Here is a 13,131-nt window from a genome sequence, read left to right on the forward strand (position 1 = left end):
GAGACATCATGAACACCCGCAAGACCCTGCTTTCGGCCGCCATCGTCAGCTGCATCGCCTTCAGTGCGCACGCGCAGCAGGCTGCCCCGACCGCCACCGATCTGGACACCGTGACCGTTACCGGCATCCGTGGCTCGATGGAAAAATCGCTGGACACCAAGCGCGAAGCCAATGCGCGCGTGGAAGTGGTCACCGCCGAAGACGTGGGCAAGCTGCCCGCGCACAACGTTGCCGATACCCTGCAGCGCCTGCCGGGCGTCAACATCAGCTCGTCCAGCGCCGACGAAGGCGGCTTCGATGAAGCCGACCGTGTCAGCCTGCGCGGCACCAGCCCGAGCCTGACCCAGACCCTGATCAACGGCCACACCGTCGGCTCGGCCGACTGGTTCGTGCTCAGCCAGGGCAACAACGTCGGCCGCAGCGTCAGCTACTCGCTGCTGCCGTCGGAACTGGTCAGCTCGGTGGAAGTGAACAAGTCCTCGCAGGCCAAGCTGCAGGACGGCGGCACCACCGGTACCGTCAACATCATCACCCGCAAGCCGCTGGAATTCTCCAAGCCGTTCACCGCGGAAGGCTCCATCGGTGCGGTGCGTTCGGACCTGGCCAAATCGACCGATCCGCAGTACTCGGCGTTGTTCAATTACAAGAACGACGAAGGCACCTTCGGCGTGATGGTGCAGGGCTTCAGCCAGAAGCGCGAACTGCGCCGTGAAGCGCAGGAAATCCCGGGCGGCTTCTTCAAGATCGGCGCCGGCGATCCGGTCGCCAGGACCAATCCGGACCTGATCGGCGTCAACGTGCCGGGCCTGCTGGGTTCGACCCTGTTCGAACAGACCCGCGAACGCAAGGGCGGCCTGGTCTCGCTGCAGTTCAAGCCGAGCGACAGCCTCACCCTGGGCCTGAATGGTTTCAGCTCCGAGCTGAAGGCCAACAACTACAACCGCAACTTCATGATGTTCGGCAACAGCTTCGCCAAGTCGCAGGCGCCGGATCCGGGCTATGTGGTCAAGGACGGCGTGCTGACCAACGCCACCTACAGGGGCGTGCCGGGCACCGACTATGCGGTGTACGACATGATCTACCGCGAGTCGAAGGCCAAGTCGAGCTATGTCACCTTCGATGCCGACTGGCAGATCAGCGACAGCCTGACCGCCACGTTCCAGGCCGGCAGCACCAAGGGCACCGGCGAGACGCCGCGCCAGTACATCGCCGAGGTCACCCTGGCCAACGGCGGCGGCGCCAGCTGGGCCACCCACGGCAATGGCTCGCCGATCGACTGGAACGTCGGCGGCGACCTCTCGCCCAACGGCGTGACCAGCTTCGGCACCTGGGGCAACCAGCAGGTCACCGCTGAAGACAAGGAGAAGTGGGCCACGCTCGACTTCAACCAGTACTTCAATGATGGCGGCGTACTGAGCTCGATCGACTTCGGCCTGCGTTTCGCCGACCACAAGCGCGAAGCGCTGTCGCCGGAAGGTGCAACCCCGGGTGACATCTGGAGCGCGCTGAAGAACGGTGCCACGGCCAACTATCCCAGCGGCTTTGCCGGTGACATCGGCGGCACTTTCCCGCGCAACCTGTGGTACTTCACCCCGGGCGCGCTGAAGGACGCGGTGACCAACAACTCCACCTGGCTGGCCGGCAATGACGGCCCGACCGGTCGCCACAACTATGGCGCCGAGTGGAAGGTGAAGGAAAAGAACTTCGCCGGCTACGTGCAGGCCAACTTCCGCGGCGACTGGTGGAGCGGCAACGTCGGCCTGCGCTACGTCAACATCAAGCAGGACATCGACACCTACAACGCCGTCAGCAAGGCCGCAGATGCCGATGTCAGCAGCCTGTTCGGCATGTGGGAGCGCCTGGCCTTCCAGAACAAGCGCAACCGTGTCCTGCCCAGCGCCAACATCAAGTTCGACCTGGACGACTCGCTGGTGCTGCGTGTCGCCGCCTCGCAGACCCAGACCCTGCCGGACTACTCGGCACTGGGCGCGTCCTCGTACGGCTCGGACCTGAACCGCACCGGCGGCGGCGGCAATCCGAACCTCAAGCCGACCCTGTCGACCAACCTCGATGCCAACCTGGAGTGGTACTTCATGCCGCGCGGCCTGCTGTCGGTGGGCGCGTACCACATGAAGCTGAAGGACTACATCGCCTTCGACGTGGTCTCGCGCCAGCTCTACAGCGAACTGACCAACCAGCTTGAGACCTACCAGATCTCCACCCCGATCAATGCCGACGGCAAGGTCACCGGCGTGGAAGTGGCCTACGAGCAGCCGATCGGCGAGTACTTCGGCATCAATGCCAACTACACCTACGCCAACGGCACCACCTCGCACACCTGGTCGGATGGTTCGCACAACCTGCTGGGTACTTCGAAGAACACCTACAACGTGGGTGCCTACTTCGAGAACGAGCGCTTTGGCGCCCGGGTCAGCTACACCCGCCGTTCCTCGTTCCTGATCAGCCTGTCGGGCACCAACCCGTACTACCAGGATGACTTCGGCACGCTGTCGGCATCGCTGAGCTACAAGGCCACCGATTGGCTGAGCATCAGCCTGGATGGCCTGAACCTCAACAACCCGACCTACAAGTACTACCAGACCGCGGCCATCCCGACCTCGTTCTACAGCAACGGCCGCCAGTACTACCTCAACTTCCGCTTCAAGTACTGATCCAGCGGCAGCAACATCGCCGAGTCGTGCACGCACGCCGGGCCTGGGTCATTCCGGGCCCGGCGTTTTTCATGTATAGCGTTCATCGCACCGTTCCAAGGAGTCGTTCCGATGGTCAAGCCTTCCCGCGCCCGGATGCGCAGCGCAGTGCTGCTGGGCAGCCTGCTCGCCCTGTTGCCGGCACTGCCCGCACTCGCCGCCGATCCCACGCCGGCCGCTGAAGCACCGGGTCCGCAGCTGCGTGCCGGCAGCCTGATGCTGATTCCCGCCCCGGCCACGGTGCAGCCCGGCCAGGGTAGCGGCATCACCGTACGCGCCGATACCGCGCTGCACGCCGAAGGCGAAGCCGCGCAGCGCGTCGCCACCCAGTTCGCCGACCTGCTGGCCCGCAGTGACGGTCCGCGGCTTGCGCTGGCCAAGGGCAAGGCGGCAGGCACGTCGGGCAGCATCCGCTTCCAGATCGTTCCGACCTTCCGCGACAGCGGTGAGAGCTACACGCTGGAAAGCACCGCGCAGGGCGTGCTGGTGCAGGCCGGCAACGAAACCGGCCTGTTCTACGGCGCAACCACGCTTGCCCAGCTGGCCACGGGTGGCAGCAACGGCCTGCTGCCGGCGGTGCAGATCCAGGACGCGCCACGCTTCAGCTGGCGCGGCTTCATGCTCGACTCGGCGCGGCACTTCCAGAGCCTGGATGAGATCAAGCGCGTGCTCGATGCGATGGCCGCGCACAAGCTCAATACCTTCCATTGGCACCTCACCGATGACCAGGGCTGGCGCATGGAGATCAAGCGCTACCCGAAGCTGACCGAGGTGGGCAGCTGCCGCCTGCCGGCCGGCGACGGTGGCATCGATCCGGCCAGCGGTAAGGAGCATCCGTACTGCGGCTTCTACACGCAGGAGCAGATCCGCGAAGTGATCGCCTATGCCGCCAGGCTGCATATCCAGGTGATTCCAGAAATCGATGTGCCCGGCCATGCCACCGCGGCGATCGCCGCGTACCCGGAACTGGGTTCGATCAACACCCCGCTGAAGCCGATCAGTGAATGGGGCGTGTTCCCGAACCTGTTCAACGTGGAAGACAGCACCGTCACCTTCCTCGAGAACGTGCTGGAAGAAGTGATCGCGCTGTTCCCTGCGAAGTACGTGCACGTGGGCGGCGACGAGGCAGTCAAGGACCAGTGGGAAGCCTCGAAGCAGGTGCAGCAGCGCATGCGTGCACTGGGCATCAAGGATGAAATGGCCATGCAGAGCCACATCATCAAGCGCTTGGAGACCTTCCTGGAGAAGCACGACCGGCGCCTGATCGGGTGGGATGAAATCCTCGAAGGCGGCCTGCCACCGCAGGCCACGGTGATGTCGTGGCAGGGCACCGAAGGTGGCCTGGCCGCGGCCAGTGCTGGCCATGACGTGGTCATGTCGCCGGTGGGCTACCTCTATCTGGATTACCTGCAGACGGCCTCGCCGAACGAACCGCCGGGCCGCCCGGCCCAGGTCAACCTCGGCAAGTTGTACAACTACGAGCCGGTGCCGGCCGAGCTGGCGGCCGACAAGCGCCAGCACATTCTCGGTCTGCAGGCCAACATGTTCACCGAGCACACGCGCACCTACGCACGCCTGCAGCACAACCTGTTCCCGCGCCTGGCGGCAGTGGCCGAGACCGGCTGGAGCACGCCGGAACATCGCGACTTCCGCGATTTCCTCGCGCGCCTGCCCGCGCAGCTGCAGCGCTACCGTGCCTGGGGCCTGGCCTACGCGCAGACCCCGTTCGAAGTGGGCGTGGACTACACCGATGATCGCGCGAAAAACTCCGTGACCCTATCGCTGGCCAATCCGCTGGGCTATGAAGTGCGCTACAGCACCGATGGCCAGCCGGTGACCGCGCAGTCGCCGTTGTACCAACAGCCGCTGACCGCGACGCTGCCGACCACCGTGCAGGCCGCTGCGTTCTACCAGGGCCAGATGCTGGCCGCGAAGCCGACCATCGCCACGTTCACCGCGCAGTCGCTGCTCAGCCGCCGCAGCGATGCGCTGCTCAGCTGTGTGGGCAAGAAGGGGCTGGTGCTGCGCCTGGAAGACGACGGCCCGCGCGAGGGAACGCGTGCGGTGTTCAACGTCGACATCTTCCAGCCATGCTGGCGCTGGCCGCAGGCGCAGCTGGACGGCATCGGCAGTGTGGAGGTCCGCGCGGGCCGCATTCCGTACTACTTCCAGCTGGCCCACGATGAACCCAAGCGTCGCTTCGAAAAGGCCCGGAGCGCACACGGCGAAATGCTGATCCGCCGCGGTGATTGCACGGGCAAGGTGCTGGCTCAGGTACCGCTGCCGGCCACGCCCGATGCCGATGGCTTCGTGACCCTGCGTGCGGCGCTGCCGAAGGGCACGCAGGGCACGGGTGACCTGTGCATCAACTTCACCGGCGATACGCGCCCGGCGATGTGGGTGCTGGATGAGGTCACGCTGAAGAAGTAACCGCAAGCCTGTCCTGGCGCAATCCATCCACGCATCGCGTGGATCTACTGTAGAGCCGAGCCCATGCTCGGCTGCCTTTCGGGAGGGAGCCGAGCACGGGCTCGGCTCTACAGGAACCTCAGCCCCGCCAGCGCATCAGCAGATCGCGCAATGGGGTCAGTGCCGTGGCCATGCCCGCCAGCACGCCGATCGTGTTGGCCAGTGCATCCATCGGGTCAGCAGTGCGGTTGCTGGTCAGTGCGCCCTGCGCGAACTCGATGCCGATGCCCATCAGCACCAGGCCCACGCCCACCCACAGCAGCGGGCGGCCCCGACGGAACAGCTGCACCGCGCTGCCTGCCAGGATGAAATAGGCGAGGAAGTGTTCGCCCTTGTCGCTGTTTTCCGGCAACGGAATCGGCGGTGGCGGGATCAGGCAGACCACAATCACCAGCAGCACGGCCAAACCCCACAGCACGGCCCACAACCGCGGCCGCCGCAGCGGCTTGATCACCGGCAACACCTCGCTCACAGGCGCCAGCTCAGGTCGCCCAGTTCGAACGCCGGCTCGAAGTCGACGCCGCGCTGCAGGCCGATGGCCTGGAAGCGCTCGCCCATCTCGGTAGGCAGGGTCAGCTTCTTCACCTGGTCACGCAGCTGGATGCGGCCGACCTCATCCGTACGCTCTTCGGCCAGCAGCAGCACCTGGTCCAGGCCGTTGCCGAGCAGGAAACTGGCCTGGCTGCAGTACCCCGCCAATTCGAAACCACCGTGCATGCCCGCCTCGGCCATCGCGGTGAAATCCACCGACGCGGTGATGTCCTGCAGGCCGGGCCAACGATGCACGTCGTTGTGCACGTGGTGGCGGTAGAACGCGCGGACCGTGCCATCGTCGCGGTCGTGCTGGTAGAACTCGCTGCGGCTGTAACCGTAATCGACAAACAGCATCGCACCACGCTGCAGGCCGCCAGCCACTGCCTGCAGCCAGTACGGCAGCTGCGGCAACACTTCGGAGCGGTAACCGTCGGCAAAGGGCTTTTCCAGGTAGCGCTCGATGTGGCGCACCGCACCGTTGAGCAGGATGTCAGCCGGCTGCGCGCCACGGATGAAGTTGCCTTCGCCATCAAGCTCGACGGTTTCCTCATAGACCTCGCCGTCCCGGATCAGGAAACGCGGGGTCGGCAGCGCGTCGATCACCTCGTTGGCGAACACCACGCCCTCCCAGTCCTCGTCGAACGGGCGGTCGATCCAGTCCACGCGCGCGGCCAACTCGGCCGGCAGGTTCTGCTGCAGGCGCTGCTGCTGGCGCTCGCGCAGGTCGGCGCTGGGTTCGAGGATGGCGTAGCGCGATGGCAGCGCGTCCAGTTCGGCCAGGCGCAGCAGCACGGCCTCGGCGAAGGCGCCGGTACCGCCGCCCAGTTCCAGCATGCGGGCCTGCGCGCCCAGCTGGGCGAACACTGGCGCCAGCGCATTGGCCACGCTGCCGGCGAACAGGCTGCCGAGCTCGGGTGCGGTGGTGAAGTCGCCACTGCCACCGAACTTGCTGGCGCCGGCGCTGTAGTAGCCCCAGCCGGGGGTGTACAGGCACAGCTCCATGAAGCGCGAGAACGGCATCGCCCCGCCCTGCGCAAGGATTTCGGCGCGCAGGGCGGCCGCCAGCTGGTCGCTGTGGGCCAGGGCATCGGCTTCGGGCAGGGGGAAGGTGGGCTGCATGGCGTCTTCGAATGCGGTGACAATGGTGCACAGGATAGCCGAGCCTTGGAGGACTCTCGATGAGCGATACCCACCCCGTGGTCCTGATCACCGGCAGCGCGCGCCGGATCGGTGCGGCCATCGCCCGCCAGTTCCACGCCTGTGGCTGGTCGGTGGTACTGCATGCCAACACCTCCAGCGCCGAACTGCAGCAGGCCGCGTTCGATTTCGACAACGTGCGGCCCGGAAGCGTGCTTGCGCTGCAGGCCGACCTGCGTGACGCCGACGCCCTGCCCGACCTGGTGGAACAGGCCGTTACCCACTTCGGCCGCCTGGACGCGCTGGTCAACAACGCCTCCAACTTCTATGCCACCCCGCTCGGCCAGGTCACCGCCGAGGCGATGGACGAGCTGTATGCGGTCAATGCGCGCGCGCCACTGCTGTTGTCACAGGCGGCCGCGCCGTACCTGCGCCGCCAGCAGGGCTGCATCGTCAACCTGACCGACCTGCACGGCACCGACCCGATGCGCGACCACATCGCCTACACCATGGCCAAGGCCGCGCTGGAGATGGCCACCCGTTCGCTGGCGCTGGAGCTGGCGCCCAAGGTGCGGGTCAATGCGGTGGCGCCCGGCGCGATCCTGTGGCCGGAACAGGGCAAGGACGATTTCGCCCGCGAGGCCCTGCTGGCGCGCACGCCTTTGGCGCGGATCGGTACGGTCGAGGAGATCGCCGAAGCGGTGTACTGGCTGGTGGCCGAAGCCAGCTTCGTCACCGGCCACACGCTGCGCGTGGATGGCGGGCGCACGGTCAGCTGAGAGGTTGCCGGCCAGCGGCCGGCGCTACCGGTCATGCCGGCCGCTGCCGGCAACCTCCATCAATCCAGGTCAACCACCTCGAACGCCTCGCCAAACTGCGCGTGCGCGCGCCACAGCGTGGCCAGGTCCAGCCCGCTGACCGGATCGATGAAGTCGGGCGCGATATCGGCCAGCGGCTTCAGCACGAAGGCATGCTTCAGTTCGGGACGGGGAATGCGCAGGTGGCCGGGACCTTCCACCACCAGGTCGCCGTAGAACACCACGTCGATATCCAGGGTCCGGTCGGAGAAGCGCGGCCCACTACGGTCGCGGCCGTGCGCATCCTCCAGCGCATGCAGCCAGTCGTCCAGTTCCTGCAGCGGCAAGTCCGTCTCGATCGCCACCGCGTTGTTGAGGAAGGCCGGGCCGTCGAAGCCGACCGCGGCGGTACGGTAGGCCGGCGAGACCTGCAGCGCGCCGAAGCGCTCGCGCAGGGCCGCCACCGCGGCGTGGAGGTAGCGGCGGGGCTGGACATTGCTGCCCAGGCTCAGGAGCACGGTCGTCATGCGGTTCAGGTGGCAGCGATGGGGGCGTGGACATGCCGTCGTCACGGCGGCCTGCCTACAATCCGGGACGCACATGATAGGGCACCGACATGACCTATTGCGTTGGAATCGAGGTGGACGAGGGCCTGGTCTTCGCTGCCGACACCCGGACCAATGCCTCGCTGGACGATGTACGCGTGCATCGCAAGCTGCACGTGTTCGAATATCCCGGCCAGGCAGCCTACGTGCTGATGGCGGCTGGCAACCTGGCCACCACCCAGCTGCTGGTGTCGCGCCTGGGCCGCGATGCCGACGAACGGCGCTCACCCAATCTGCACGACATGACCCACCTGTTCGAAGCTGCCGAGTACGTTGGCCAGTTGCTGGTGGACAGCCAGGTGCACAGCAGCCACAGTGAACATGGCCACGATGGGGTCAATACCCAGGCCACGCTGATCTTCGGCGGCCAGATTGCCGGTGAGCGGCCTGGGCTGTACATGATCTACCCGCTCGGCAACGCCATCGCCGCCTCGCCGGAGACGCCCTACCTGCAGATCGGTGAATCCAAGTACGGCAAGCCGATCCTCGACCGTATCCTCAGCCCCGCCACGCGCCTGGAGGATGCCGCCCGCACGGCGATCGTCTCGTTGGACTCCACCATCCGTTCCAACCTGTCGGTAGGCCTGCCGATCGACCTGGCGCTGCTGCGCGACGGTGAACTGCGCATCGGCCAGCAACTGCGGCTGGGCGCGGATTCCACGCTGTATGCCGACATCCACCAGAACTGGTCGCGGCGCCTGGAACAGGCGGTGGACGCGCTGCCGCGGTTCCCCTGGGAAACCGCCCTGTAGAGCCGAGCCCATGCTCGGCTGTCGAGGTCAATGCAAACACCAGCCGAGCATAGGCTCGGCTCTACTGAACCCCAGCGGCATCAGCCGAGCGCCTCGGCCACTGCCCGGAACACCTGCTGCATCTGCAGCGGCTTGCGCAGTACATGGACGTCCACGCCTGCCGGGAAGGCATCGGCAGGCACCGCCACCGCCGCGTCCTCCAGCACCAGCGCCGGGCCGCGATAGCCCAGCGCAGCCATCTCGCCCAGCAGCTGGCTGGCCGGCAGCAGCTTTGAGCCGGCGTCTGCAATCACCAGCGCCGGCATCGCCTCCTGCTGCATCCAGCGCAGCGCCGCCGGGCCATCGGAGGCCAGCTGCAGCTGATACCCCTGGCTGGACAGCGCGTTGCCGAGCAGCGACAGGCGCGTGGCTTCGCCGTCGACCACCAGGATCGACTGGCCACTGCCCAGGGCCACCAGCTGCTCGATCGGCTCGCTGCCGTCGCTGGCTTCGTGCATCGGCAAGCGCAGCTCGAAGCAGGTGCCCTGCCCTGGTTGGCTGCTGACATGGATGCTGCCGCCGGCGCCTTCGACGATGCGCTTGCAGGAAATCAGGCCCAGGCCGGTGCCATCGGCCTTGGTGGTGAAGAACGGATTGAACAGGTGCGACAGCGTGTCCGCATCCATGCCGATGCCTTCGTCGGACACGCAGATCTGCATCCAGTCCACGCCATCGCGCTGGCCGGCATGGCTGGCGGTCAGGCTCAGGCGGCCACCGTTGGGCATCGCCTGGATCGCGTTGAGCGCCAGGTTCAGCATTACCTGCTGCAGTTCAGTGTAGTTGGCGTCGACTACCAGGCCTTCGTCCAGCACCTGCAGTTCCAGGCGCACGGCATCGGGCACGTTGCTGCGCAACAGCAGCGCCACCGCATCGAACAGGCCATCGATCTCGATGCGCTCGCTCGGCTTGCGCGAACCACGCACGAACGACAGCATCGACTCGGCCATCTCGTGGCCGCGGCGGCCACACTCGGCGATGACGTCGGCCAGATGGTGCAGCTGCGGATCCTCGGTGCGGGCCTTCAGCAGGTCCGGCATGATCAGCAACGGCTGCAGGATGTTGCGCAGGTCGTGGCTGAGCCCGGCGGCAAGCAGAGACAGGCTTTCCAGCCGCTGCGCACGCATCAGTTCGGTTTCCACGCGTGCGCGCTCGACCGCACTGCGTGCATCGCGGATCGCACGCGCGACCGCCGAAGGCAGGCGCGCAGGCTGGTGCTTGATGATGTAGTCGTTGGCGCCCTTCTGCAGCGCCGCCACCGCATTCTCCTCACCCATCGTGCCGGAGACGAAGATGAAGGGCACCTCCGGCGAGGTCTCGCGCACGATGCGCAGCGCGTCGTCACCGGAGAACCCCGGCATGCTCAGGTCGGACAGCACGATGTCCGGCTGGAAAACCGCCAGTGCCTGGCGCAGTTCCGCCTCGCTCTCGACACGCTCGAAGCGGGCCTCCAGGCCCGCGTCGAGCATCTGTTCGGACATCAGCTCGGCATCTTCCGGTGAGTCTTCCACCAGCAGGATGCGCAGCGCCCCCAGGGCGGGACCGGTCAGGGGCATGGGCTCACTCGAGTTCCGGTGCCTGGTTGATCAACGCCCAGAACTTGCCCAGGGTCTGCACCGCGCCGAAGAACTGGTCCACGTCCACCGGCTTGACCACGTAGGCGTTCACGCCCATGTCCCAGCTGCGGGCCAGGTCGCTTTCCTCGCGCGAGGACGACAGGATCACCACCGGCAGCCGCTTGAGTTCTTCGTGCTCGCGGATCTGCCGCAGCACTTCCAGGCCATCCATGCGCGGCATCTTGATGTCCAGCAGCAGCACCGCCGGCAAGCCTTCCTCGCGGTTGGCGAAGGCACCGCGGCGCAGCAGGTAGTCCATCACTTCCACGCCGTCCTCGACGTGCACGATGGGATTGGCCAGACGCGCTTCTTCCAGGGCGTCGATCGCCATTTCGGCATCCGCCGGGCTGTCTTCGGCGAGAAGAATGGTGCGCAGAGTCGTCATGCAGAAGGACCTTGTTTGTCCGCGTCGGTCGCGGGGGGCAGGTAGAAGTGGAAGGTGGCGCCGACGTCCGGTTCGGCCTCGGCCCAGATACGGCCACCATGGCGGGTCAGCACGCGGCGCACGCTGGCCAGGCCGATGCCGGTCCCCGGATAGTCACTGGCCTTGTGCAGGCGCTGGAACACACCGAACAGCTTGCCGGCGTAGGCCATGTCAAAGCCTGCACCATTGTCGCTGACCGTGAACTGATGGCCGCCGTCGGGCTGCTGCTGGTAGTCAACGCGGATCTTCGCCGGCTCGCGGTTGCCCGAGTACTTCACTGCGTTGCCGAGCAGGTTGAGCCAGACCTGGCGGATCATGTTCTCGTCGCCCACCACGATCGGCAGCGGCGCGATGTTCCACTCCACCTGGTGCACATGGCCGCTATTCTCGGCCTCGGCCTGCAGGTTGGAATCGAGCATGGCCCGGGTGTCGGCCACCAGCGACTGCATGTCCACCGCCTGCTGCCGCATCGCCGCGCGGCCAAGGCGCGAGTAGACCAGCAGGTCGTCGATCAACGCTGCCATGCGCCGGGCCGAACTGGAAATCACGTCCAGATAGTGGCGGCTCTTGTCATCGGCCTGATCGCCGAGGTGGCGCGACAGCTTGTCGGAGAATCCGGCCACGTGGCGCAGCGGTGCACGCAGGTCATGCGAGACCGAATAGCTGAAGGCCTCCAGCTCGCGGTTGACCTCGGATACCTGCGCAACCTTGCCTTCCAGCTGGCGGTTCAGCTCTTCCACGCGCAGCTGCACTGCGCGCTGCATGGTGACGTCGCTGATGGTCAGCAGCACCACCTCGTCATCGCTGTCGGGCAGCGGCATGCGCCGCGCGTTGAGCAGCATGTAGCGCACCACGCCGTCAGCGGTGCGCTGCTCGTGCTCGAAGTCCCACAGTTCGCGACCGCGCGACAGCACGTCGGCCAGGCGCTGCCGGACCACCGGGTCCTGCCAGGCGTTGTCGCCAACGTTTTCCAGCAGCAGGCCGTCGGCGCGCTCGTCCTGCAGGCCGTAAAGCTCAGCGAATGCTGGATTGTGCAGCTGCACGCGCAGGTCGCGGTCGAGCAGCACGATCGGTTCGCGCACGGTCTGCAGCACCGACGCCGCACGTGCAGCCGAGCGCAGCGATTGCCGCTCCGCATGCAGGCGACGGCCGATCTGCCGCTGCAGCAGCCACAGCACCAGGCCGAGCAGCGCCAGCTGGATCACCAGCGAACTCCACGACACCAGTTCGGTCTGCTTGCGCTGGCGCGCCGCCTGCTCGGCGCGCAGCGCCAGCAGCTTCTGCTCGCTGGCCTGCAGTTCTTCCACCAGCCCGCGGATGGGATAGCGCGTACTCAGGTCCTGCACCAGCTCGCGCTGGTCGCTGTTCGGCTCGGACCTGGCCAGCTCGCGGGCGAGTGTCATGCGGCCTTCCAGCATCGATTCGATCCGACCGATGCGGATCAGCTGGTCGGGATTGTCGCGGGTCATCCGGCCCAGTTCGGCCAGGCGCCCGGGAATTTCATCGGCCCGGGCCATGCGCTCGCGCAGGCCGGGGGCATCCACGCCCTTGGACAGGGTCAAAGCGGCCGATTCAACATCGCGCACATCGGCCTGCAGTTGCTGCAGTGCCACGCCCACGGCCTGGGTGTGGTTGACCCAGGCCATCGCTTGTTCGCTGTCCTGCTGCAGTTTACGCAGGGTCAACCACGGCACCACGATGATCGCGGCGGCGGCCAGCGCCAAGGCCGGCAACCGCCAGCGGTCCCAGATGTCGTCACTGAAAACCAGCGCCATAGTTCCTCGTCAGCTCTGCCGCGACGCGTTGGCCGGGTCGAGCCCGGTTGCGGCGGAACCGGCAATATAGCGCAGGCGGTCACAACTCTGGAATTTCCAGCGCGGTCGGCTGAACGGGTTGGCAATCAGACCTGTAGGGCCAAGCCCACGCTCGGCTGCCTTGGAGTTCCAGCCGAGCATGGCTCGGCTCTTATCTCTTCCGACTCTGGCACCTTAGGTGCCGAGAGCCCGGCGCGGACGACCGTTCGGCTCTAGGTCTTTTCGATCGCTCTGTA

General features: G+C 66.4%; 10 protein-coding genes. 4 read left to right on the forward strand and 6 right to left on the reverse strand.

Annotated features, from left to right (window positions below):
* The first annotated feature begins 8 nt into the window (after window positions 1–8).
* Together ACM0PK_RS17550 and ACM0PK_RS17555 are read left to right on the forward strand one after the other, a co-directional pair.
* Window positions 9–2,672, forward strand: coding sequence for a TonB-dependent receptor (locus ACM0PK_RS17550; protein ID WP_088496524.1), 2,664 nt, complete (start codon window positions 9–11; stop codon window positions 2,670–2,672).
* 111 nt (window positions 2,673–2,783) lie between these two features.
* On the forward strand, window positions 2,784–5,141 hold the full coding sequence (locus tag ACM0PK_RS17555) for a family 20 glycosylhydrolase (RefSeq protein ID WP_414607964.1): 2,358 nt from the start codon (window positions 2,784–2,786) through the stop codon (window positions 5,139–5,141).
* Window positions 5,142–5,259: 118 nt separating this feature from the next.
* Here ACM0PK_RS17555 and ACM0PK_RS17560 read toward each other — a convergent pair whose 3' ends face one another.
* Together ACM0PK_RS17560 and ACM0PK_RS17565 are read right to left on the reverse strand one after the other, a co-directional pair.
* Entirely contained in the window at window positions 5,260–5,652 is a 393-nt protein-coding gene (locus ACM0PK_RS17560; protein WP_414607963.1) for a VanZ family protein, read from the reverse strand.
* A complete protein-coding gene (locus ACM0PK_RS17565; protein WP_235646795.1) occupies window positions 5,649–6,833 on the reverse strand; it encodes a class I SAM-dependent methyltransferase in 1,185 nt (394 codons plus the stop codon). Before ACM0PK_RS17565 ends, ACM0PK_RS17560 begins: the two co-directional genes overlap by 4 nt.
* A 59-nt stretch (window positions 6,834–6,892) precedes the next feature.
* Between ACM0PK_RS17565 and ACM0PK_RS17570 the strand changes: the two genes are divergently transcribed.
* Window positions 6,893–7,630: a pteridine reductase gene (locus ACM0PK_RS17570; protein ID WP_005419347.1), complete on the forward strand. Its 738-nt coding sequence runs from the start codon at window positions 6,893–6,895 to the stop codon at window positions 7,628–7,630.
* Window positions 7,631–7,689: 59 nt separating this feature from the next.
* On the opposite strand, the gene folK is transcribed toward ACM0PK_RS17570, so the two are convergent.
* Complete coding sequence (folK, locus tag ACM0PK_RS17575) at window positions 7,690–8,175, reverse strand: 2-amino-4-hydroxy-6-hydroxymethyldihydropteridine diphosphokinase (RefSeq protein ID WP_053498221.1); 486 nt, start codon at window positions 8,173–8,175, stop codon at window positions 7,690–7,692.
* A gap of 89 nt (window positions 8,176–8,264) precedes the next feature.
* Here folK and ACM0PK_RS17580 point away from each other — a divergent pair, with 89 nt between their 5' ends.
* A complete protein-coding gene (locus tag ACM0PK_RS17580; protein ID WP_180885273.1) occupies window positions 8,265–9,005 on the forward strand; it encodes a proteasome-type protease in 741 nt (246 codons plus the stop codon).
* An 80-nt stretch (window positions 9,006–9,085) separates the two neighbouring features.
* Here ACM0PK_RS17580 and ACM0PK_RS17585 read toward each other — a convergent pair whose 3' ends face one another.
* Genes ACM0PK_RS17585 through ACM0PK_RS17595 form a run of 3 tightly spaced genes read right to left on the reverse strand, consistent with a single transcriptional unit; the run spans window position 9,086 to window position 12,856 of the window.
* On the reverse strand, window positions 9,086–10,597 hold the full coding sequence (locus ACM0PK_RS17585; protein ID WP_005419354.1) for an ATP-binding response regulator: 1,512 nt from the start codon (window positions 10,595–10,597) through the stop codon (window positions 9,086–9,088).
* A 4-nt stretch (window positions 10,598–10,601) separates the two neighbouring features.
* On the reverse strand, window positions 10,602–11,042 hold the full coding sequence (locus ACM0PK_RS17590; protein ID WP_005411057.1) for a response regulator: 441 nt from the start codon (window positions 11,040–11,042) through the stop codon (window positions 10,602–10,604).
* On the reverse strand, window positions 11,039–12,856 hold the full coding sequence (locus ACM0PK_RS17595; RefSeq protein WP_111007681.1) for a sensor histidine kinase: 1,818 nt from the start codon (window positions 12,854–12,856) through the stop codon (window positions 11,039–11,041). The genes ACM0PK_RS17590 and ACM0PK_RS17595 overlap by 4 nt, the downstream gene beginning before the upstream one ends.
* Window positions 12,857–13,131: the final 275 nt, after the last annotated feature.

This window comes from Stenotrophomonas sp. FR010 (assembly GCF_047520755.2).
Taxonomy (GTDB): domain Bacteria; phylum Pseudomonadota; class Gammaproteobacteria; order Xanthomonadales; family Xanthomonadaceae; genus Stenotrophomonas; species Stenotrophomonas sepilia.

Coding starts and splice junctions, on each gene's coding strand:
- folK (WP_053498221.1), bottom strand. CDS start 8,175: ATGACGACCGTGCTCCTGAGCCTGGGCAGCAATGTCCAGCCCCGCCGC.
- ACM0PK_RS17595 (WP_111007681.1), bottom strand. CDS start 12,856: ATGGCGCTGGTTTTCAGTGACGACATCTGGGACCGCTGGCGGTTGCCG.
- ACM0PK_RS17590 (WP_005411057.1), bottom strand. CDS start 11,042: ATGACGACTCTGCGCACCATTCTTCTCGCCGAAGACAGCCCGGCGGAT.
- ACM0PK_RS17555 (WP_414607964.1), top strand. CDS start 2,784: ATGGTCAAGCCTTCCCGCGCCCGGATGCGCAGCGCAGTGCTGCTGGGC.
- ACM0PK_RS17585 (WP_005419354.1), bottom strand. CDS start 10,597: ATGCCCCTGACCGGTCCCGCCCTGGGGGCGCTGCGCATCCTGCTGGTG.
- ACM0PK_RS17580 (WP_180885273.1), top strand. CDS start 8,265: ATGACCTATTGCGTTGGAATCGAGGTGGACGAGGGCCTGGTCTTCGCT.
- ACM0PK_RS17550 (WP_088496524.1), top strand. CDS start 9: ATGAACACCCGCAAGACCCTGCTTTCGGCCGCCATCGTCAGCTGCATC.
- ACM0PK_RS17565 (WP_235646795.1), bottom strand. CDS start 6,833: ATGCAGCCCACCTTCCCCCTGCCCGAAGCCGATGCCCTGGCCCACAGC.
- ACM0PK_RS17570 (WP_005419347.1), top strand. CDS start 6,893: ATGAGCGATACCCACCCCGTGGTCCTGATCACCGGCAGCGCGCGCCGG.